The sequence below is a fragment of the Lelliottia sp. WB101 genome, assembly GCF_003051885.1.
Taxonomy (GTDB): Bacteria; Pseudomonadota; Gammaproteobacteria; order Enterobacterales; family Enterobacteriaceae; genus Enterobacter; species Enterobacter nimipressuralis.
Genome location: NZ_CP028520.1, coordinates 2,305,417 through 2,326,892, shown reverse-complemented (window position 1 = coordinate 2,326,892; position 21,476 = coordinate 2,305,417). Strand labels below are relative to the sequence as shown.

Genomic DNA, 21,476 nt, shown 5'->3' with positions numbered 1-21,476 from the left:
ATTAAGCTCAGGCTCATGCTGAGAATACTCTCGCACAACATGAATAAAATCTTTAGTTAAAGGTAAAAATCAGGAAGTTACAAAAATTTATGCACAACCTCCTTTTGAACTCCTAAGCAGATTCTACCGTCCATGACATCTCTTGTATTTCATGCCACTGCCACATGGACAAGGGACATTACGGCCAATCTTTTTGCTCTTGCGACCAAAGTGGACTTGTTTTTCCCGTTCGAGATTGAACGTACGTACAGGATTGCCCATTCTCGCCGCGTCTTCATAAATGTGTGCGTTTTCTGCTGTTTGCTCCGTCGGTATGTAAACTTTGAAAGACCGCGCCTGGACATAAGTACCATCGGCACTAACTTCAGCCACAACGCCAATGATGTTAGTAGCCTTGACGCTCAACGCACCTGCGCTGGCCTTATTGTTCACCTTAGTCCAGTCAATTAGATGGCCATGCCGTTGAAGCCAAACGAAGAGCGGCACACCGTCCCCGCCCAGAACAAAGTAACGAACGGGATGCTGAATCAGTGTTTTGCGAAGATCGGTCAGCATCTTGGCCAGATTATTCCGGCCTTCCTCTCCTAGGTCACGGATATAACTCTCTGCTGAAAGCCAGCCGCTAGCTCGAGTGCTATCGAGTGCTCCAAGAAGCTTCAGAACCTCCTCCGGGAACTTCTGACTTGGGAACGGTTTACTTTCCCACTCTTCACCTTCGAAGGTCCTGTCAACGATGTCACTCATGCCATCCCAGATAACCATGTTCGCTTTCTCTTCCTTCAACTGCTCGATAATATCCTGATCGAAACGGTTCTTCTGCAGGTAAGAACCCAAGTGATCGAACTCGTCGAAGAGATGAGCCCCGCGAATTCCAGCCACGGCTTGCCGCACCTCCAAGTAATGGGCGAACTCCCCGGGTGTGGGCAAGAGTCGCTTGAGCACAAACAAATCGTCGATGGACAGCGAAATGAAAGCATGCTTTCCAAGTAAAGGCTCAACCTGCGGTAATTCTTTACAGTACGTGGAAAAAGGCGAGAACGACTCGACTGTCAACCCAATCGGCACCATCACCCGATAGTCAGAGCGACGCACACGGCAACACTCTTCGTATTTGCCATTCACGAGGTGATAGAGGGACACTTCATCCGCCGAATTCATATAATTGAAGAAGCGCGCACATTGTTTATATGCCTTGAGTACTAAGTCCTGCACTGATTGAGCATGGCGGCCAAAATCAAGCGCCGGTGATGCAATGGTGGCAGCTGCACCAGCCTTGGCCTCAACTAGTAACAGCACATCATCGACCAGGATTAGAGTATCGTTTTCGGACCACTGCTTGCTGTCAGGATCCTTGTAGTAAACCTCCTGGAGAACTGTGGCTCCCGGAAGCTGGGCATAGAGAATGTCAGCAAAGGCTGCTTCGCTCATCATTTTCTGCCGATCTTTAAAGGCCTTATTGTAATCCGGCTTTCGCTGAAGGAGGTTAAATAGGAGCGCACGATACCCCGCATCGCGAGCAAAACAGGGATCTACTGCGTAGTAGTCCGACCCAAGCTGAATTAGAGGTTTCTTACGTGCTGGCAGTGTCCGAAAGGGTGTCCCCTTAAAATCACCCGCGGCGAAGAACTCAGTATCTTCTCCTCGCTGGTATGACAAGTCTGCTAGCAATGTCGGTGGCAACTTCGTGTGACGGCTTACATTGGCAATACCACCGCGAAGCATATCCTCCATCGCCTCTCGTGCCGCTTTGGACTGCTCCTCATGTTCAGCAACCCATAACTCCATAGCGTCTTCCATAGACTTACCTTGCTCTATCGAAAAGGCCTTTGCCGCCTCAAACTGCTTCTTCATCTCCATAATTGCGTTGGCGTGCCCGGTACGAGTGGCGTCGGCCATAGCCTGAAAGCCTTCTGCAATATCGGTTGCACCAACACCATACACCTCCTCCAAAACATCATTGTGAGATGCTAGAACGTATCGATAAAACTCGCCTTCCAAAACTTGATAACGATTCCCACGGATCATGACCCAGGTGGATTTCGCACGGAATTCAATGTCGGCCGTGTTAGGACCGAAGATGCCATCTTTGGTACCAGCGGAGGTGAACATAGCAAAGAACATGGCCTGTTCTCTTAGTTTTCGGCCAAGTTCAAACAGCTCAGTGCACCGTACTTCGTCGAATTCCATATCCGCAGGTGCGGCATCAGATGCCAGAACAGCGTGAACATACTCCAGTAAGAACTGGGTTTCATTAAACTCGTCATCGGGACCATCCTCTTGAACTTGCTTTTCACCCCCAATTTGGTTGCCCATTATCTTCATCATGTGCTGAGCGTAGATGTATCCGAGCAAATCATGCGGAGGCATTTTTGCAACCAACTCACGCATTCGGGCAGCGATGGACTCCATATCCTTCAATAAAGAAGCAGCACCCCTCTTTCGATCTTCTTCCATATTCATTCTTATCACCCCGTTTTGAACTACGATCTTTCGAGCACCATAATGCCCACTCGTCAATCATATCAGCTCAGTCCTGCATCTTGGCTTTACGCTGTTCACGATAATCAGCTTTCTTGTAGATGGTCCTTGAACTGGTTACGTCGAGGTTTCGACTCATCTGTAGTGGATAATTTTTGTCGGAATTATCCGTGACGATTCATCCTTGACCTGCTTTCCCTAATAGCAGGTTGTGAGCATCGTTGATGCAAGAGTGCTTATGCATTCATAGCCTAGCACCACGCAATCTCAAGTCTTGCAGGTTATAAGAGCTTAAAAATTTATCCCAATGCCGAGTCAAAGTAAGTTGCACTGACTTTTGTTGCTAAAAAGCCAACTTACGGCTCCCCCAATATCGTATGGTTCCAGCTTCTTGACCATTTTTTTTACAAGTCCTTGACCTACTATGCCTAATAGCAGATTATGAATCTTGTTGTGTATTTATGGTTATATGGAGATGCTCTGCAATATGCTTGAAGTGGAATTGAAGGCTCCTGAGCATAACAAGGATTAAGTATGCATTTCCAAAAAATATTGCATCCACTAAAAAACACTGCTATAAAAAAATAGGATTACCAATGGCATTTGAAAATGTTAATATTGTCGGTTCGAGATGGATACATGAGAATAACTTTAAAATCTTAGATGTAGAAGAGTCTCACGCCTTAATAATGGCTGCTGGCTATTTAAAACATAACTCGCTTGAAGGCATTTATTTTAGAGGGCAAGGATTTATATATCCTAGCCTACGCCCTTCCTTGTATAGAAATATTGATTCTGACTCTGCGAAATATAATCGTGAAACCAGGATGAATGCCAAGATAAATGAATATCGCGAAGCATGTAATATATTTTCAAGATTCGGTGATTATGCAGCCGAACCGCTGTTACAACATTATGGATTGCAAACAACTTGGCTTGATATCGTTGATAACATTTGGGTTGCATTATGGTTTGCATGCTATGAGGCAAAGTGTACTCGAGATGGTCATTTCATACATTTTCAAAAGAGAATAATTAATGATAATAATAAATATGCATATATCTATCTTATAGGTGCAGATTTAGATTATCGCACGAAGGCTAAACCTGGATATTGGCATGGTCCAAATACTGAGTTAGTTGATTTAAGAATAGCTGCGCCATCGTATTTCTTAAGACCGCATGCCCAGCATGGTTTATTGTTTCGTTGTAAAGGTTCTGAGGGTATAGGGCGTCCATTAGATTATTCTCGACAAATAAGAGGTGTTGTAAGAATCCCGCTAGAGAAGGCATTTGACTGGTTAGGAAATGGGCATACTGTAGGTATTCACTCCCTGTTCCCTCCAGCATTTTATGACAATGGTTACAAAATTCTCCTACAATCTGGGGTTACATTTGACCCTCGTGATAAAGTAATTGGCGTTGTTCATTCAGTGGGTGCTTAATTAATGACAAAGTAAACGAATGGACGTTCAACGATTCAGTTTGGTATTTTTAAATTATTTATATATTACGACATCGTACTTAGTGCTACTGTTTTCGATGTTATCAATAAAAGAGGTCGTATGGAAAAGTGCTATATGTGTGACTCTGAAGGAACTACAAATGAGCATGTTCCTCCAAAATGTATATTTCCTGAAAAAAAAGACATTCCTGATGGAGAGGATTATAAAAAAAACCTTATAACTGTACCTTCTTGTGAACAGCATAATACGCAAAAATCAAAAGATGATATGTATCTTTTGTTTTTCTTAGCTGTAAATATCATTTCAAATGAACTTGCTCAGAAGCAATTCGGCACGAAAATCATGAGAGCGATAAATCGGTCCCCCCATGTATTTACAGAATTCACCAAGAAAAGTACGCCTGTTATCTTAAAAGAAAAAGATGGTGAAATTATTCATACAACTGCTATAGAAATAGATCGTGAGCGATTTGACTCTGCAATTAAACATATTTCCCATGCTTTGTATTACCATAAATTTAGAGAAACATTCATTGGTGACATTCAAGTTATTACTAGTGGCTTGGTAGATTTATCAAATGAAGACAGTGTTGAGGTTAACGATAAAATTCAAAACCTTGGTCAAATGGTCGATAAGTTTTTAACTAGCGTGCCCTCTGAAGGTGATAACCCTGAAATATTTAATTATAAATTATTAAAAGAAGATGAGTTCCAACAAGTGATTATTCAGATGAATTTTTATTGTAACTTCAATGTCGTTTCTATAATGAGATACTCCTAATCGATATTGATAATACCGTGCAGAAACTGGCAAAATATATCAACATATATTTTGTCAGTCCTCACCACCATTATAAAGACTGTTTTTACACCTTATAACTTTCAACCAATCAAATCATAAACAGTATGAAAACACATTCAAATTTTTTCGTAAATTGGCAGATCAATTAATTCACAACAATACACTTTATTTAATTCATGATATCAAAGATGTTAATTAAGAATGCACAAAAAATTCACGCGATACTTTCAGTTATACCTAAAGCCCCACAAAAACACGAGAATACGCAAACTAAGATGTATTTCATCTGCCTATCATAACCAAGCACACCTTAATGGAAAATCACCTTACCAAAAACATCAACAATAAAATAAAATTTAAATTTAAATTTAAATTAAAATAGTTAAAAGTCAAATCACAATTAATAAAAATTAAAAACTCATATTCTACCAACCTATTTTAAACAGCATTTTTTGTACTTGATTCCACTTCCGCAGTGACACGGTTCATTTCGCCCAAGCTTCATTCGCCAACCTTCTCGTAAAAATTGAGGAAGAGCATCACTTACTCTAGTTGCCGGCTTCATGTCAGCTGTAAGTCGTTCCATTTCGTCAGACGCCACCCATGGATAATCCAACGTCACGCCGAACTGGACTTGCCCATTCGGACTTACAGAAACGCCAAACCATTGAGCTGCCTGTTGCTGATACTTGCGTTTTGCACAGTGAGCTTCCAACACAGCAATCGCTTCATGAGATGTCCTTGGATTACAATGAAAGCTGACTCCACAAGGTGGAGTGCTCGAGGCAAGAGTAACATCATGCCGCTTACCATCGAACTGCGCTTTCCGCATGATAGTTTCAAGTATGCGGTGAACATTTCTACAAGCATCCTCATTCATTGAAAGCAAGTGGAACCCGAGTTCAAGTGTTGCCGGGTCTGCTCTATTCTCTATTTCTTTAATCAAGTCCTCATAACGTGTTCGTCGCATTTTCGTGAGTATGCCTGCCGGGGTATAATCACCTTGAAGATTATCCCTGCGAACTAACATCGCCGCATCTAAATCTTGTGCTACTGAATCTTCAAGCATCACTAGGTCGTATTTTTCATCTAGCCAGAGATTCTGCTTAAGATGATAGCCAAGCACGGTTAACTCGTGCCCACTCATCAACTTATCCGATACTGCCACTCTTAATTTCACATAGCTAAGAAAACGCAATGGCGTTGCCAGCATTTCCGTCAACGTATCTAGGAGGAAAACGTCCATTACGAACGGAGGACGGATGACATTGGTGGTCTGGAATTTCAATGACTGACTTGCCTGAAAGGCAAGTGCAGGATAGTGCTCCGACACAAGGCTGAACAAAAAGATATCTTTGATGCTAGTCGGAAGAGCTATGTCTTTCTTGTTGTCATCCACCAACCGGCATCCTCCAGCAAGCAGTTCATTCGCACACACCCACCCCTGATTATACGAATCCTGAATGGCGGCAGCGAAGTCGGCCTTTAGCTGGTTATCGTTGCCCTTGCGTGCTGCGATAGTTAGCTTTTTAGCCTTAGCCTGCAGAACGATGAGTCGATCTCCGTATATGACCAGAACATCAACCTCAGCAACAATATCTTTACCACGATATAGGTTTACATTCGCATGAACATGTTCACTGCCGAAGACCCTAGATAGGCGGCGTGCAGCAAATTGTTCAGTAAAAGCTCCGCGATGCTCAGCAGCTTTCGGGCGATAAGCCTTGTCGTCCCACATCCAAAAGAATGGAGATTCGTATAATGCCTCGTAAATGGCGTAATGTGAAAAGAGAAGCACAGTTCCATGCCCGGTCGGTATGAGCGGTCGGGCAGCGACCTCATTGAAATCCCCAACCTCCTTAAACCCATCGTTATGCCCTGAAAAGAGAAATGCAGCAAAGAAGGCTTGAACTATATTTGCCTCAACACCACTGTGGAATACTACTTCGTCTAGCGAGAACTCGAATGCTGGCAACCAAGTCGGTAGAGAACCTTCATCTGCTCGAAAATCCGCGAGAAGTTTCGTTCCCTTCTCATCCATCAAAGTGCACATTGTCTTCGCTATGGTGCGCGCCTGACCAGAAGTGAAACCTTTGTTCTTAAGTAGCCATTCATCATCCGCCCCAAATTTTTCTGGCACTAAGTCTCTATACTGGAAAGCATAAGCTGATTCTGTACCGTAAAAGATTGGTTCTCGCATCCCTGGCCCATGCCACGGGTTTGGAGGCTCCCCTCCCTGCGTTATCGCTTCAAACATAGAAGCAAAGATTGGATAGGACATTGCGTTGTGAAGCTCCTGCATAAGCGCATCAGTACGCTGGACATAGCCATCAATTACAGCTTTAGGTTGCTTGGTTAGGTCCAACGGTCCTTTTACCACGAGACCAAGCAACGTCGTAAGCTCCGTCCGTATAAGGCGCTCATCACTGAACAATCGATCCATGTCAGATGGCTTTAGCGTTCCCTTAATATGAATGGCGTTATCGCGATTACAAATTTGCGCAATCGCATGAACGTAGCGCCCTTGCAGGGCGAGCGTCACGGCTCTGCCGTTCCGATGGTGTTCATGCCCTGAGCTCCGTTTTATACTCTGCGGCATGTATATTCCGCGTCCCACAAAGTTGCTCTTCACCGTCGATGACGCCTGGAACCTGTTCCTCGTCAGGTTCCGCGACAACGTCACTCCCTGGACCCGCCTCTGTGTCGAGCACATGCTCGCCTGCGGTAGGGGCGCTACGTTCTGCAGGAGTCCGATGACAGTCGCCGGCCGACGGCGCGCTGACGCATTCGGCGGACGGGATTAAGAAGTGGCTGGCCCGCTCCATACCCAAAAAGTTTCGGCGGGAGGCTGGAAACAGTGTTATTAATCATCTCGGTGGGTTTAACAGATAAAGCAGGCCACAGGGTTTATCAATGAATGCAGGTAAAAATGGAGTTTTTATGTCAGAAAGTAACGAGTGCAAAAACGACAGTGCTGATGAGTTTGCGAATAAGAATATTCTTTTATCGCATAAAGAATATTACGGTAAGCCCGGTTCTGCAGATGAAATACTCAAGAATAAGGTCAGTAAAGAAACTCTTTCACAGCTTTCAATATTGTCATTTTTGAGCAATGAGGAAAAAAAGTTCAGGCGCTTTTGCTTAGGGAATTTATCGGGGAAGAGAGGTGATTTCAGCAATGGTTTTATATATGGCAGGATTCAGGTGCTTGAATGCTGGAAGCTGATTCTCTCCAGTGAAAATCCTGACAGGTGGGCTGGAAATAGCATGAGTGCCAGCGATTCATTAAATGCCCTGCATCAGTTATTAACGCATATAAATGATTACGACGTTCATGAGGATACTGGAACTTACTTTGTAAAGAATGCCATTCAAACCGCCAGAGATGATTTCAAGTTTAAATTGTATCGGGCGCATAAGATATTTTGCAGTGGGAAGAATATCGCCAGTTATGTCAGTGCGTATGAAAGAGACACCGGTTTTTCTGTAGAAGCTTACGTTAATGTAATTTTCGCTATAGTTCTTCGGATCCGGATGATGCGTAACTCCGAAGACTTCAGGGTACTGGAATTTTCAGAGTGGGTTATAGATCTGCACCAGTTCAGTCATGACACGGGCGTTGAGCTTAGTTTACTGACATCCATCATGGAGTCGGTATCCTTCGACCTTCGGGAAGGGGCTGAATTTTCTGTCTCCACTCTCAATAACCTGAATGACTATAGTCTTTTCAGAAATAAACCTTTTCTGAGGCTTTCGCCAACAGAATATTTACCCGTTGAAGGGCGCCTTGTTGAAGAACTGGTTTTCGATAATCTCTTTCATAAGGTTCATCTTCACTCAGGGAAAAACGAAGGGTTCATGAAGGACTTCGGGGCTGATTTTGAACATTACGTTCAGGGATTATGTAGAGATGCCTGCGCTATAAAAGGGGATGGTCGGTATGAATACATTCCTGAGTTTTCGTATGGTAAATCTAAATCAAAATCACCGGATGCAATGATCCTGTGTCCTAAGAATAAAACGCTTCTTGCCCTTGAGGTGAAATCGGCAAGATATTTAGATGTAATACTTACTGGTGATAATCAAACTGAAGCTATAGAGAAAAGTTTAGATAAACTATTATTTACACCGTGGGAGCAAGTTTATAAATCTATAGGCAAGATAGTAAAGCAAAAGCGTCATCCTAAAATAACACAAGGCAATGCCTATATGTTTGCCATCATAACAATGAATGAAATCCCGCTGTCTTACATAACGCCTAGAATGATTTTTAATAGTGTAGATAGTAGTAGAAGCTTTTATTCTCTTGGCATTCATACCTTTGAGTTGCTTTTAGCAATTTTGACTCAGTCGCACGATTATAATATATATGATCTTTTACTTTACGCTTACGATCAAAGGTTCAAAGATAAAGAGAAAGTATCCATAAAAACAACGTTATTGAGAATTTACAGATCTTATGACGACTCAAGCTTACTTGACGCTGCTGTTGCAAAGTTTATAGTCGAAAAACAAGAAGAATTTTTTGACAGCTACAGGCCATAAGGGTTCTGTTGCATTAAGGCTTCGTCTGGTGCCACTGCTGGACGAGCGTCACCGCTTCGCGGTTCCGGGGGTTTGCATGTCCCGAGCCCGACTTTATACTCTGCGGCATGTATATTCCCCGCCCTGCCAAACTGCTCTTCACCGTCGATGACGGCTGGAACAGGTATCTCGGTTCGAATGGCGACAGCATAACGCCCTGGACCCGACTCTGCGTAGAGCGCATGCTCGCCTGCGGCACCGCCGCCATGGGCGTTCGCCGCTACTGCTGCGCATCGGCAGACTGCACCCACTCCCGCTTTTTCTGCCAGAGCTGCAAGTCAAAGGCCTGCAGCTCCTGCGGCTTCAAAGCCACGGAGCAGTGGGTGTCGCAGCAGAGCCACATCCTCCCCGACTGCGACTGGCAGCACATTACCTTTACCATGCCCCATCTGCTATGGCCGTTTTTTAACAACCACTGGCCCCTGCTCAACCAGCTTTTTCAGGCCGCCACCCGGGCCATGCTCCGCTGGGCACGTAAGCAGGGCGTGGAAGTCGGCATCTTCTGCGCCCTGCATACCTACGGCCGCCAGCTCAACCAGCATCCGCACATTCATGTCTCCGTCACACGCGGCGGACTTGATGTAAAACACGGCGTCTGGCGAGACCTCTTCTTTAAAAAGCATGCCGTGGAGGAGATCTGGCGCGGTGCCGTCATCCGCCTGCTGCGGGAAAGTTATGACCAGATCAACCCCGCCAGCCTGCCCGGCTATGGTCACCTCCGGGATGAAAAACAGTGGCGCCGCTATCTGGATGCGCAGTACGGGCGCTACTGGAAGGTCCACTTCGCGAAAAAGACCCGGGGTGCCTGGCGGTATCTCGGGCGGTATCTGAAGCGGCCACCGGTATCGGCGGCGAAGCTGAGACACTACAGCGGCGGCGCCGTGGTGCACCACTATTACGATCACCGCACGCAGCAGCACCGGAAACAGACGCTGACCCAGGAAGAGATGCTCAGGCGCTACATCAGCCACGTGCCGGCGAAGCATTTTAAAATGGTGCGCTACTACGGCTTTTTGTCCAACCGGAAACGGGGCGAGCTGCTGCCGAAGGTGTATGACGCCCTGCAGATGGAAGCGCGGGAAAAACCAGAGCAGCCGGGCTTCGCCGCGCTGATGAAGGAATTTCTGCGCACAGATCCCTACAAATGCATTCTGTGCGGTAACCGGCTGCGCTTCAGCGGCGCAGAGGCTGGTAGGCATGCGACCGAATTAGTGGCAGAAAGGCTGCACGGCATCGACCGGAAACGATGGCTTCTGGCACAGGCTGCAGGATAAGTGCGCCTGAAAAATGGGTGTCAGGTCAAAAAGTCACCGAAAACCGCATTTTATCGCCATAAGTGGCATTATCGCCCGCTATCACTGCTCTCCAGAATACTATGTTGATGGTCAGGATATTTTTAAAACGCTTTTCCAGTCTCCTAACCATCAAGCATGTCCCACTCATCCCCCAAGACCCACCGCAAGGCAGAGAGCTTCCCATTGAGCATCCCCCATTCAAAGTCGCTCCAAGGCCCAGTATCTTCATATTTATCCCTGACCCGTTGAGCTGCAATCTTTGCTTGGTCGAGGATATCTTCGTGAATCACATCATTGCCGTGGCGTTTTGTGCCAGCAGGTACTACCTCTATATCACCATTATCTAGGTGATACATCATGTTCATATGCCGGTTGTACCAAACTTTATCGAAGAGCTCGTCCATCGCAGACATGATTTCCTGAAGCCCACGAGTTTCGTCCTCCCAAGCAAAGCTATTCTCATAGTGAAATTCTTCAAGATCGAGCAGATCCTCGATGGCAGAGCTTGTGGCGTTAAAGAATAAAGAGCTGTTGCCGTCAAAAATATCTGCGAAATCGTCGTGTGGCTGCCTGTGGTCTTTGCCGGAAAAATCCGTCACATTGTGAGTGACAAATCTAAAGGTTTCGTACTCACTTATGTGCGACAGCCGAAACTCCTGGAAAGTCTCTGCTAACATTGCATCAGCCACACTATTCTTCTGCTTATGGAACGGTGCCTTCTTAGCGATAGCCCGCTCTGATTTTTGCGGTATGAGAGATTATAACTTCGTGGGCCATGTCAAAAAGTTTGGTAACACGATTTACTGTATTTTGATTAACTTCGGAAAGGATAGGCAATCTGTGATTAACATCATCCAAGGTCCTGAGCGCAGTATCTTTACCATCACCGCCAAAAGACTCAACTACCCCTTTAATTACTCGGAATTCACTGGAAAGTCGTTTGCACGTAGCCTCAATCACCCTATCTTTATTTCGTTCGAACTCGGCACGTATCAGATCGGGCAGTAGTATTTTGATACTCCCATCCTCTACCAGATGTTCGATGGCAGTAAGCATTGGCAATTCAGCTTTTTTAGAGGAAATATCAAGCCAAACACATGTATCGAGCATTATTAGATGCATTGAAACTCCCAGAAGTTATGAAAGTCAAAGACCTTTATTCTATAAGATCGTTACCTAATAATCTAAGGTGTTTCAAGATGCTATGACTTGAAGAACTACTTTCAGACACTTGAGGGGCTGCGCAGATATTATGGCATATGAGTTATTATTTCTGCCGTCGTTCCTTCCGATCTTGCAACATCTGCAGATTGCTCCAAAAATCCTCGTCAGTACCAAATATGACAGCAAGAACGCGAGCCTCATCATCCGTAAGACGACGCAAACCGCAGATAATATCGTCAATATACTGCTTGCAGATACCCATAGCTTCCGCCAATTCATCATGAGACATGTTCAGCGGTTTCAAAAATTCCTCTACCAGCATCTCTCCCACTGTCACAGGCCCGACGTTATCTGATTTTGTGTAGTGCGCAAAAATCTCAGAACGCCCCTGCTCATACGTCAGCTCACCTGAAATAATACGTGCCTTAATGGACTCATAGAGCGCAGTACCACTGGGGTCCATTCCTTCAAGTCTCAGGGAAGCCTCTGCTTTGCGAAAGCCCTCAATACGTAACTGTGAATCGGGAGTCCTGGACATATTTTTTCCTTTTAGTTCCGTGAGTTAGGCTAGCTCAGTGAAAGCGTCAGCTCACGCTACCTCGTTAACTGACGCGCGCGATTCAAGATTTATTATTGCCGGATAAGCTATCTCCGGCAAAATCATCATGTTCGCGGTTATCCCGACGAGTAGCTGTTTGTTTACGTATCTGAGTCGCCAACTCCCCTCCAAAAGTCTGTTGAGCTCGGGAAGAATTGCTACTTCGCTTCATTTTCTGGTACTCAGCAGCTCCGTTGGCCATGATGCTTCCCATATGGCTTGCCATGCGACCAGCTCGTGAGAATGAAGCAAACCCCTGACTTCCTCCGCTGGCGCTAACTGAATTGCTCCCTGCTGACGAACCACCGGAACTGCCTGAGGGTTGGCCTCCAGAAGTATCTACAGAACCGGTATCTTCCCCGCCGCCAAATCCTCCACCGGAACCGCTTCCACCGCCTGAGCCAGATTCCTCGGCCATGGCAGCTTGCGCAGACTCAAACGCTGCCTTTAATGCAGAGGCTCCGCCGCTGACTTGAGCTGATGCCCCCATTGCCATTGCTCCTGCACCGCTGATGGCAGTAGCGGCAGCGCCGGTAATCATACCCGCCCCAAATCCACCAATCCCTTGTAAAGAAGCCCCTCCTACAACACCTGATAACAACAGTGGTAGCTTATTCGTTAATACTAACAGGATAAATGACGCCAGAAGCAAAACGATAAGACTATTAAGATCAGGAACATCATCTCTAATAAGAGAAAAATATTGATCTATAAATGATTGTCCAATCCCAATAATTAATGTCATCGTGAATAATTGAAGGCCAATCGATAAAACAGTTCGTAAGTAATTAATTGCTATATCAGAGGTCCATTTCGAACCACCAAATCCAAGCAATATAACTCCTGCATAACATAACACCCATGCAGAAACCAACATGATTAGCATATTTACCGCTATAAGGGACATCACTACCAAAACGATTATCGCGACTGTTATCATAATGGTGGATATCATTGGCGACCAAATTGATGCGGCTGAACTGACCTTGGTTAATATTGCAAACGCCATATCAACTATACTTGAGGGCGAAATACCAGTACTTATTCCTAAAGCGTTTGCTGCAAGTTGTCTCATTGAATTAATGATGGATTGCGATATGGATGGGCCGTTGATTAAAAGATAATAAAAAAACCAATGACGGCAAAAAAGCGAACTATTTCAGCAAGTACGCCTGTCAACCCTTCCCCTTGCATCGCCATCATACCAAATGTCCAAACCATACTTATTAATACCAGCCCCCAGAAGAGCCAATTTGCATAGTCAGCAATTACTGTTGTCCATGTACTGGCTACTTGTTGAAACTTATCTAATAAAGAATCAAGTAGCCCGCTACTATCTAATTGACCAGCATAGGCATTTATAGAAAAGAAAAGTATGATACCTAAAAAGGTGAGCTTACTTACTATTTTCATGATTACCATTCTCGTTTAGGGCTTGGTTTATTATTACTCCGTAGAGCACATTTATCGTATTTATTTTCATCAAATTTATTATCTGGCGTCGATAAACAATCTTTATCATTTTTATCGCAAGAACATATGGCCAATAAACTGATCAGAATAAATACAATCAAAAGATTATCTTTCATTCTGCGTTTCCTCACCAAATTCGCTTCGGGCTTGGTGTATTCTCTCCAGCTAACGCTTTTTCATCAGCGGCTATCTGTTGTGATTCTTTATCTGCCTGAGTCTGTGCCAGCCGTTGCTGCAGCGTTTTGCTGGGCTACCAGGAGAGAGCGGATTTGCAGTAACTGGTTTGTCTGTGCACTGGCAAGCTGGTTTGCCGCCTGAATAGCTTCCATTTGCCCTTGTGCGCCGGTTGCCTGAGTTTGCAAATCTGCCAGGTTATCAGCATCGCTTTGCAGTGTTTCTTGCTGTTCATCAAGAGCCTTAAAAACGGCGTCATTGGCCTTTTTACGCGCCTCAGAGCTGTTCTGTTCTGCTTTACGCAGTGCGCTGATTTCATCTGCAGTACATTCAACATTACTGTTAAAGCACGGTGATGAGCGGTAGTAATTCACGTCCTGATAACGTTTCAGATATGAATCAAGACTCCCGGCCTGATTTTTGTAGTAATTAAGAGTGTCCTGCGCCTGCAACAATTTGTTGATGGTTGAATTGGCCTGATCCCAGATATAGGCTGCAGGTGCGACGGTATTTTTGAGCATGTTTTCATACTGCTGCAGCTGCGTCTGGTACTGCTGGATCTGTTTAGTCACAGCCTGAACGTTGTTAACTGCGCTGATTGTGGTCTGAACCACATTAGTGCCATCAATAACGGGAATTCCGGCTTTAACCGGTAATGCCATGACGGACGCCACGAAAGGAACTATTAAAGCTTTTTTAGCGGCTAAAATCCCTCTTTCTAATGAAACCACTCGGAACATTAAATTCATTTGCTCACCTCTTTTTCATCAGTTCAGTAATATTTAACACACTGTCTTTTAACAGACGCAGGTATATAGGAAACCACACATTTATTTATCCAAGATTTTATCCATAATGTTCCTTAGTTCTTGGCGAGTTGATTCTATTTTCGCAAGCAAGGTTCTTATCAGTGTGGGTGAAAAATCAACTGTTCGAGGATCATTTGCGAGCCATAATTTAAGTAATCCGCCAAGTCTTCCAAGATCAGCATTTACTCGGCTAAGTTCATTAACCTGTTCTATATCAACCATTGACTCCACATCGTAACCCATACCGACTTTACGCAAATAGGCCGCGACACTCAGACCGGCAGCGGCGGCATTTGCTTCAATCTGCATCTTCTCTTCCGGTAAGCAGTAAACCTTGATCGGTGTGGAATTTTTCCGCGTCTGATTGTCAGTCATCTCGTCTCCATATAGGCGGTAGCCGATTAGCCTCGCAGAGCAGGACTCCCGTTGAGCAGCCCCGCTGCGAATAAGGGAAGGTAAAGTAGAAGCACCGTTTACGGTGGGCCTACTTTACATGTCCTGCCCTCCAGTTGCCGTAGTATATCTGTGCACATCAATGTGTATTTCAGTGTACAGGATGTGTTTTCTTAGCGTATTAATATAGGATTACTCGAGTAAATTTCTGCAGCAAATGTGTTTTTTGCAAGGAAACTATATTCCTCCCTTTTGAAAATGACCTTTAGTAGTTATAAATGGACGTCCACCAACTGTATTTATGTTTCGATATATTGTAAGAAGTCTTTTATTTTCTGATGCACTTTTTACTTACCTTGTCAGAGCATGTGCATTGCAGATTTTAGCGGCTAAAATCTGCCTCCCTATGCCTAAAGCTAGGGGCGTACCTCATATGTCATAAAATCTACCTCAAGTGTCAATATACCAAACGTGTAAGTAATCTCTTCTTCTGGCGTACAACCATCGGCCTTTGGCCGATTCTAGATTTGAAAGCGCCTGCTCAGGCAGGTGATTTCAAAGCCTGAAGATACTGATTGATCCTGAATAACCTGCACACCAGTTAAAAAATCAGGCCTCTGTAGCACACTGGCGGGCCGTTACAGCACATCGCCGGGCCGTAACGACACGCTACCGGGCCGTTGTAGCTCGTTTTATCCTAGAATTTTGTATCTCAATGCCAATCGCTAGAAATTGTTTGCTATCTTCTTTTAATCTCCGCCGATAGTTACGTAATGTCATATTATTAGTACCTTCACCACTGACAGCTAAAATTAATGTATCAATATGCCAGCCGCCTTTAGGATCGTGCTTATGTGTTAATATATGACGTGCAACTGCTTGGCTAATACCATGCTGGAGACGAGCAATAGGACCTGGATCATGATGAAAATGCAAATCTCGCTTCAACAACATTACCAATGCAACACCCAAGCGTACTCTCCATAGGTTACGTTCACCACCAGTTAGAGGATTACGCCTAGTCATTGGTGAGGGTACGACATGGTCAATTAAACCGCCTAGAATGCAATAACCGTTTTTTTCTAAATCTGGCGTTACTATTTCAACAGTTGCCACACGAAGATCAACAAGTAGTTTTTTAATTCGATCATAACTGTATTGTGCATCGGATAGAGTTCGGCGTACTTTCGCTGGATCTACTAATAACTCGATTCCTCCATCAGAAATTTCTCGACGTTTCTCGGCCACATAGAGCATTGTTTCCACAATATCCGCATGACGTTGTCCTAGTCTTCCGGTAACTCGACAACGACCAAAACTAGTCTCCATCCACTGCCCCTTCAGCGCCAAGGGACGTTGACTTGGTTGGTACAGAATGACTCTAGCCTGCAGAGCTGTGCTAGTCGGTGTAACTTTATTACCAGTTATCATTTTCTGCACCACTCAATGAAGACATACATTCTTTTGCTATTTGTTTTTTATTCTTCGATTTGAGTTGCGTTATCCTTAACACTCCCCCCTCATGTCTCTGTAACCAACGATCTGGCGTACGTTCTCCATAATTCGCTTTATTTATTCCAAATCTAACAAATTGACCTCGAACATCATCAGAAATACCATACGTCTTCGCTTCTAAGGCGGTCATGCCCGCCAGATAAGATTGCCACCGTATATTATCAACCAGGACGCTACTACCCCTGCTTGCCTGCTGTATATCACCAACTCCCATCGTGGCAGAGCCTTTGTTTGAATGGTGTAGAAATATAATCGAACACCCAGTATCAGCAGCAATACCTTCTAGCTTTCCAATGACTTTGGACATTGCTCCGCTATTATTTTCATCTTCCTGGTGGAAACGGCGAAGAGTATCCAAAATTATTAACCGTCTACTTTTTGAAATCTCATTAATCAAGTTGCTCCAACCTGGCGAGAAAATATTTGGACACTTCCCTACCAAAGGTTCGACAAGTAGCTTATCAGCAACAATCTGCTGCTGACGTGCTGTTAGATATTTTCCCAAAAAATATAGACGATGGTGAATGATGGTTGCAGAGTCCTCCACAGGTAAATATGCCACTAACCCCGTTGGATATTCACCAAAGTTTAAAAGATCTACACCACAAGTAATCTGCACAGCCAGTTGTAATGCCAGCATTGACTTTCCAACGCCTCCCGGAGAAACAATCGCTCCGATAGTACCAATAGCCAAATTAGGCAAGACGTAATCAATTGGTTGCGGCTTAGCTTCAAATGCTTCCATTATGTTCAATGACATTGCTGTTACCTACCTAAAACAATACCGGGTCTGGCTGCTTTAAACATTGCTGATTTACGATCCGCAATCCACTGTTCCACTTCGGATAACTGCCATGCAACATTTCGGCTAGTAAGTGCTATACGGCGAGGAAACTCGCCTCGCTGTTCAAGGTTATAAATAGTGCGGGTTGACAATGGGATCATTTCCAGAAGTGTTTTTCTGTTAATGAGCGTGCTATGTGCCTTTGTTTGCATCTGCCTTCCTCCTGTTTCCAATCAGGCCTATACAATGCCAAGCATTACCACTTGCTAAAACCTATTCATTGGCTAAAATGGTTGACATGAAAATTACTATCTGGGAAGGCTGTGACCTCACAGTTGCAGCTGCAATTAAATTATTTGTAGAGCGTAGTTCTCCGTACTCCATATTTTCACGGAGGTATCCAATACTGCGTCTCATACAGGAAGTTATTGATCCAGCAGTAGCTGATTATGTAAATTCCCTGCCACCAAGTCATAAAGACTACATTTCTGGAGTAAATCTAGGATTTAGTGAAGTACTTAAAAAATTGGGTTTAAACGTCGTAGCACAGGCACAAAGACTTCTTTTGCGTAATTTCGTTCTGACTTTAGATCAACAAACTTCTCTTGATAAATGCTTTACCGCTACGATTGAGTCTCTTATTGAATTAGTCAGTGAATGCGCATCCAAGCGGCCGAAGAAATCCTCTCCTGCAAAAGGAGTAACTATAAATTCACAGCGTAAGCTCGGTTATTGCGAGTTCTGCGGTAATCTAACCGAATTTTCCAAGTTGATCAGTGAGATATCAGAATTTGTTGCTAACGATACTGAGTTCCCCGTTCATGAAAAACAGGTCCTTAGTCATCGATATTGTTCTGACCATAGGCCCAAACTCACCAATGGTCTATGGAATCCCAAATACAGACAAGGAAAGCGGTCTCTCGAACAGTTCAATAAAGAATTAATAAGGCTTAGACGGCAATGCGCTAAACCTCATAAAGCTAACGCAAACACAGGGAATATATTGATTGATACATATTTCATGAGTGGATGCAGGGTCAAACTTTAACCCCAGCAGATCTAGATAAACTTAGGAATATCGCCAGACGAATGGTTGACTCCAAATTCACTGATACTAAGAAAAAAATAATCATATTAAAACACCAAGGTTTTAACCAGTTTGAAACCGCACAGGTTTTAGAAAAAAATCACTACACAACTATGACAAAGCAGGCTGTGTCCAAGGCCTTAGCGTCTGTGAGGAAAGAATTTTATATTTAAAATAGTATATCCACGAGCTATTATGGTGGCAGTTTAAGTCTTAATACCATCCACTTTATTGAATTATAACCAGCCACTTACGAAGGTTTTTCGCGATTACCCTGCTTCAAATTGATGATTTTGAAAATACAGTATTATAGTTTATTGTTTGTAGCGCAGCTGTAAGCGTTATGCAAAACGGATCACAGTGATACGACCTCACCAGTAAATCACTGAAGCCGATCTGTAATGACATAGAACGAATTGGTTTTATGGTTATGCAATGGCTCATCCCCTTACTTGTCCCTGACCATAAAAAGCATTCGCTTTCCTGAAAGCAAGTCTAAGCCAAGGGGCGTTTACAGTTGTCTTATCTTGACTCATTAGGTACTGGCTTAATGATTAGAATCATGTCGGTGGCATTTAGGTCCAAATATGCCCAAAATTTTAGCAGCTAAAATTCGTCTTCTCATGTAGGGTCAAGAAGCTTATGACTTAACCTATTGATTATGTGAATTACCTTGTGAGTAATACTAGTAGGATGGAATCTTCCAAAACTCTGACAATTCACTCTGAATGCATGGTAACAAAGAACAGTTTAAACCATGGTCTGTTCAGCGTTAAATTTCTCAAGATAGACTTCCATTTCGCGAGTCCACCTGGGGGTAGGTACCGAGGTGATCATTAGCCAAGGAAACCACCATACAAGCATGAAGAGTAACATAAGCGGTGCGATCATTTCGACCGAAGAATGAGAAACTATATACATAATGAATAATATTAGTAGAACTGTGTTTACAATCTGACCTACCAGAAAAAGACGCCAGCGAAAACAATGCCATTTCCTGTTGAACACAATCCGTCCATCCCGTTCTTCGAGCCAGTTACGCCACGGCTTGAGATAACCAGCCCGCAACCCATAACGATCACACATTATTACAGCCAAATCCTGCAGCCGATAATTATACAAGCCTGTGAGCCGATAAAGGCTGCGCTGACGAAGCTCAAGCTTTGCCAGACGGACCGCATTTTTATTCAAATATGGCTGTGTCAGCATTTGCTCTAGCCGGCGCTTCCTAAGATTGAGTAGTCCACGAAATACACTTCCAGATTCAGCATTAATTACTCTGTGACGAACTACACCGAGTGCAATATAGATACACAGCAATAGCCAGCCGGTCTTAGGGTATTGATTCATCCATTGTATAATTACAGACAACTCAGGCACTTTTATTTTTCCTTTTTATGCAATCCAGATAAAACCAGTAAAGATTCAGTAAATTTTAGCGGCTAAAATTGCTCTCCTAGCGTAGAAAAAAGAAGCACACCCACTTAACTTACTGATTATTAACTACTTACTAGTCCATTCATCAATCATATTCGCCCAATCTTGTAGCATCTCAGCCCTCTGCTCACGATATTCTGCCTTGTTATAAACAGCTCGTACCCCTTTTTGTTCATGGGCAAGGCTCTTCTCAATCCAGTCAGTATTGTACCCGGCCTCATGTAGCAAGGTGCTGGCTGTACGCCGTAAGTCATGGGGACCAAACTTAGGCAACAACTCCCCTTCTTTCTGAGCCAGGCGATACGTCAGTGTCAAAACCCGGTTTAAAGTAGCGCTACTCATTGGCGCATCGGAATCGTACCGCGAAGGAAGGATAAAATCAGAGCTACCGGCAAAGGTTTTGAGAGCAATCATAATATCCATTGCCTGTCTGGAAAGAAAAACCAAATGTGGATTACGTCGTTTCATCCTTTCCTTTGGTATCGTCCATAATGCCTCACTAAAATTGATCTCGTTCCAGGTTGCGTTAGTAAGCTCACTTTTACGTACCATCGTTAACAGCAAAAGTTTAACCGCTGCTCTGATTGATGGCGTCGTTCCTACCCGTTCCATGTACCGATACTTCAGACCAATTTCAATTGGCGTCAATGCCCTGTCACGAGGCTCAAATTTCGCTATGCTTGCAGGCCGCACCAGATCAGCGGGATTCTCAACCTTCTGACCGCGCTCAATAGCCCAGCGATAGACTTGCAATACAATCTCTCTGACGTGCACAGCTGTCGCCGGTGCCCCTCTCTCGACAATGTTATCGGTTAATGCGCGTAAGTCTTCATGTGTAATCTCGGTCAATTTCTGCTGCGCAAATTTTGACTTCAACTCCCTTTGATATACTGAACGCCGCATATCACGCGTCGATTCAGCCATTTGATAGCCGCGTAACCATTTCTCAGCCCATGCACCAAAAGTCTCCGCATCTTTGATACGCGCTTTATCTCTAGCTTTTTCCCTCGCTGGCGATCTTCCACCGGCAACCATTTTTTTGGCTTCATTGAGCCGTTCACGCGCTTCTGCAAGCGTGATCCCTCCCACACCATAGCGGCCAAAAGTAACGGTCTCCTGTCTTCCGTTTATTGAATAGTTATAACGAAATGAGATCGTTCCAGCCGGAGTGACCGCAACATACAGACCATCACGGTCATTAACTTTATAGAGTTTCTCCTTCGGCTTAAGGTGACGCAGCCTAGTGTCAGTCAACATGGTTTATTGTTTTCCTTTATCAAAAAATACCATGTTGTAAAAAATCCAGAAAAGTTGTTTAACTCTCTGTTTTTAATTGAGTTATAAAAAACAAATACCATAACTCAACCGAAATTTATTACATGGTACTTTTTCAAACCTGAATTCAAAACCAGAGAGTA

Annotated in this window: 17 protein-coding genes and 2 pseudogenes; 5 read left to right on the top strand and 14 right to left on the bottom strand. The window is 44.1% G+C overall.

The features are described 5' to 3' along the window. Positions 1-123: 123 nt before the first annotated feature. Entirely contained in the window at positions 124-2,460 is a 2,337-nt protein-coding gene (locus tag DAI21_RS11195; protein ID WP_107703133.1) for a YecA family protein, read from the bottom strand. A 614-nt stretch (positions 2,461-3,074) separates the two neighbouring features. Between DAI21_RS11195 and DAI21_RS11190 the strand changes: the two genes are divergently transcribed. Together DAI21_RS11190 and DAI21_RS23245 are read left to right on the top strand one after the other, a co-directional pair. After that, complete coding sequence (locus DAI21_RS11190) at positions 3,075-3,923, top strand: FRG domain-containing protein (RefSeq protein ID WP_107703132.1); 849 nt, start codon at positions 3,075-3,077, stop codon at positions 3,921-3,923. Positions 3,924-4,043: 120 nt separating this feature from the next. Further along, positions 4,044-4,724, top strand: coding sequence for a hypothetical protein (locus DAI21_RS23245; RefSeq protein ID WP_107703131.1), 681 nt, complete (start codon positions 4,044-4,046; stop codon positions 4,722-4,724). 454 nt (positions 4,725-5,178) lie between these two features. On the opposite strand, the gene DAI21_RS11180 is transcribed toward DAI21_RS23245, so the two are convergent. Next, entirely contained in the window at positions 5,179-7,287 is a 2,109-nt protein-coding gene (locus tag DAI21_RS11180) for an SEC-C metal-binding domain-containing protein (protein WP_199908219.1), read from the bottom strand. 371 nt (positions 7,288-7,658) lie between these two features. Here DAI21_RS11180 and DAI21_RS11170 point away from each other — a divergent pair, with 371 nt between their 5' ends. Together DAI21_RS11170 and DAI21_RS11165 are read left to right on the top strand one after the other, a co-directional pair. After that, positions 7,659-9,290, top strand: a complete 1,632-nt coding sequence (locus DAI21_RS11170) for a hypothetical protein (RefSeq protein WP_159075413.1) — start codon at positions 7,659-7,661, stop codon at positions 9,288-9,290. Between the two features lie 107 nt (positions 9,291-9,397). Then, positions 9,398-10,603 (top strand): IS91 family transposase, encoded by a 1,206-nt coding sequence (locus DAI21_RS11165; RefSeq protein WP_107703128.1) that lies wholly within the window; start codon positions 9,398-9,400, stop codon positions 10,601-10,603. A gap of 143 nt (positions 10,604-10,746) precedes the next feature. Here DAI21_RS11165 and DAI21_RS23240 read toward each other — a convergent pair whose 3' ends face one another. From DAI21_RS23240 to DAI21_RS11125, 10 genes and pseudogenes are all read right to left on the bottom strand, one after another. Continuing rightward, on the bottom strand, positions 10,747-11,313 hold the full coding sequence (locus DAI21_RS23240) for a hypothetical protein (protein WP_234419475.1): 567 nt from the start codon (positions 11,311-11,313) through the stop codon (positions 10,747-10,749). Between the two features lie 31 nt (positions 11,314-11,344). Then, positions 11,345-11,734, bottom strand: coding sequence for a PIN domain-containing protein (locus DAI21_RS23235; protein ID WP_234419474.1), 390 nt, complete (start codon positions 11,732-11,734; stop codon positions 11,345-11,347). Positions 11,735-11,891: 157 nt separating this feature from the next. Further along, complete coding sequence (locus DAI21_RS11155; RefSeq protein WP_107703127.1) at positions 11,892-12,326, bottom strand: HigA family addiction module antitoxin; 435 nt, start codon at positions 12,324-12,326, stop codon at positions 11,892-11,894. Positions 12,327-12,408: 82 nt separating this feature from the next. After that, positions 12,409-13,799 (bottom strand): annotated as a pseudogene (gene trbL, locus DAI21_RS11150) (P-type conjugative transfer protein TrbL). 2 nt (positions 13,800-13,801) lie between these two features. Then, entirely contained in the window at positions 13,802-13,975 is a 174-nt protein-coding gene (locus tag DAI21_RS23060) for a hypothetical protein (RefSeq protein WP_023308170.1), read from the bottom strand. Positions 13,976-13,986: 11 nt separating this feature from the next. After that, positions 13,987-14,782 (bottom strand): annotated as a pseudogene (gene trbJ / locus DAI21_RS11145) (P-type conjugative transfer protein TrbJ). Between the two features lie 81 nt (positions 14,783-14,863). After that, the gene (gene traJ / locus DAI21_RS11140) at positions 14,864-15,217 is read right to left on the bottom strand and encodes a conjugal transfer transcriptional regulator TraJ (RefSeq protein ID WP_000131725.1); all 354 of its coding nucleotides are present in this window, start codon (positions 15,215-15,217) and stop codon (positions 14,864-14,866) included. Between the two features lie 687 nt (positions 15,218-15,904). Next, positions 15,905-16,666: a hypothetical protein gene (locus tag DAI21_RS11135; protein ID WP_000627836.1), complete on the bottom strand. Its 762-nt coding sequence runs from the start codon at positions 16,664-16,666 to the stop codon at positions 15,905-15,907. Continuing rightward, entirely contained in the window at positions 16,653-17,510 is an 858-nt protein-coding gene (locus tag DAI21_RS11130; RefSeq protein WP_000055832.1) for a helicase RepA family protein, read from the bottom strand. The genes DAI21_RS11135 and DAI21_RS11130 overlap by 14 nt, the downstream gene beginning before the upstream one ends. Positions 17,511-17,515: 5 nt before the next feature. Beyond that, on the bottom strand, positions 17,516-17,746 hold the full coding sequence (locus tag DAI21_RS11125) for an AlpA family transcriptional regulator (protein ID WP_107704242.1): 231 nt from the start codon (positions 17,744-17,746) through the stop codon (positions 17,516-17,518). An 86-nt stretch (positions 17,747-17,832) separates the two neighbouring features. On the opposite strand from DAI21_RS11125, the gene DAI21_RS11120 reads away from it, so the two are divergent. Further along, positions 17,833-18,582: a LuxR family transcriptional regulator gene (locus DAI21_RS11120; protein WP_234419473.1), complete on the top strand. Its 750-nt coding sequence runs from the start codon at positions 17,833-17,835 to the stop codon at positions 18,580-18,582. 789 nt (positions 18,583-19,371) lie between these two features. Here the strand turns inward: DAI21_RS11120 and DAI21_RS11115 are convergent. Together DAI21_RS11115 and DAI21_RS11110 are read right to left on the bottom strand one after the other, a co-directional pair. After that, on the bottom strand, positions 19,372-20,001 hold the full coding sequence (locus DAI21_RS11115; protein ID WP_107703126.1) for a hypothetical protein: 630 nt from the start codon (positions 19,999-20,001) through the stop codon (positions 19,372-19,374). Positions 20,002-20,124: 123 nt separating this feature from the next. After that, positions 20,125-21,315, bottom strand: a complete 1,191-nt coding sequence (locus DAI21_RS11110) for a site-specific integrase (RefSeq protein WP_107703125.1) — start codon at positions 21,313-21,315, stop codon at positions 20,125-20,127. Between the last annotated feature and the right edge of the window lie 161 nt (positions 21,316-21,476).

What these genes read in the sequence shown, in the direction of transcription:
- DAI21_RS11195 (WP_107703133.1), bottom strand. Translation starts at nt 2,460, where the DNA reads ATGAATATGGAAGAAGATCGAAAGAGGGGTGCTGCTTCTTTATTGAAG.
- DAI21_RS11190 (WP_107703132.1), top strand. Translation starts at nt 3,075, where the DNA reads ATGGCATTTGAAAATGTTAATATTGTCGGTTCGAGATGGATACATGAG.
- DAI21_RS23245 (WP_107703131.1), top strand. Translation starts at nt 4,044, where the DNA reads ATGGAAAAGTGCTATATGTGTGACTCTGAAGGAACTACAAATGAGCAT.
- DAI21_RS11170 (WP_159075413.1), top strand. Translation starts at nt 7,659, where the DNA reads ATGAATGCAGGTAAAAATGGAGTTTTTATGTCAGAAAGTAACGAGTGC.
- DAI21_RS11165 (WP_107703128.1), top strand. Translation starts at nt 9,398, where the DNA reads ATGTATATTCCCCGCCCTGCCAAACTGCTCTTCACCGTCGATGACGGC.
- DAI21_RS23235 (WP_234419474.1), bottom strand. Translation starts at nt 11,734, where the DNA reads ATGCTCGATACATGTGTTTGGCTTGATATTTCCTCTAAAAAAGCTGAA.
- DAI21_RS11155 (WP_107703127.1), bottom strand. Translation starts at nt 12,326, where the DNA reads ATGTCCAGGACTCCCGATTCACAGTTACGTATTGAGGGCTTTCGCAAA.
- DAI21_RS23060 (WP_023308170.1), bottom strand. Translation starts at nt 13,975, where the DNA reads ATGAAAGATAATCTTTTGATTGTATTTATTCTGATCAGTTTATTGGCC.
- traJ (WP_000131725.1), bottom strand. Translation starts at nt 15,217, where the DNA reads ATGACTGACAATCAGACGCGGAAAAATTCCACACCGATCAAGGTTTAC.
- DAI21_RS11135 (WP_000627836.1), bottom strand. Translation starts at nt 16,666, where the DNA reads ATGATAACTGGTAATAAAGTTACACCGACTAGCACAGCTCTGCAGGCT.
- DAI21_RS11130 (WP_000055832.1), bottom strand. Translation starts at nt 17,510, where the DNA reads ATGTCATTGAACATAATGGAAGCATTTGAAGCTAAGCCGCAACCAATT.
- DAI21_RS11125 (WP_107704242.1), bottom strand. Translation starts at nt 17,746, where the DNA reads ATGCAAACAAAGGCACATAGCACGCTCATTAACAGAAAAACACTTCTG.
- DAI21_RS11120 (WP_234419473.1), top strand. Translation starts at nt 17,833, where the DNA reads ATGAAAATTACTATCTGGGAAGGCTGTGACCTCACAGTTGCAGCTGCA.
- DAI21_RS11110 (WP_107703125.1), bottom strand. Translation starts at nt 21,315, where the DNA reads ATGTTGACTGACACTAGGCTGCGTCACCTTAAGCCGAAGGAGAAACTC.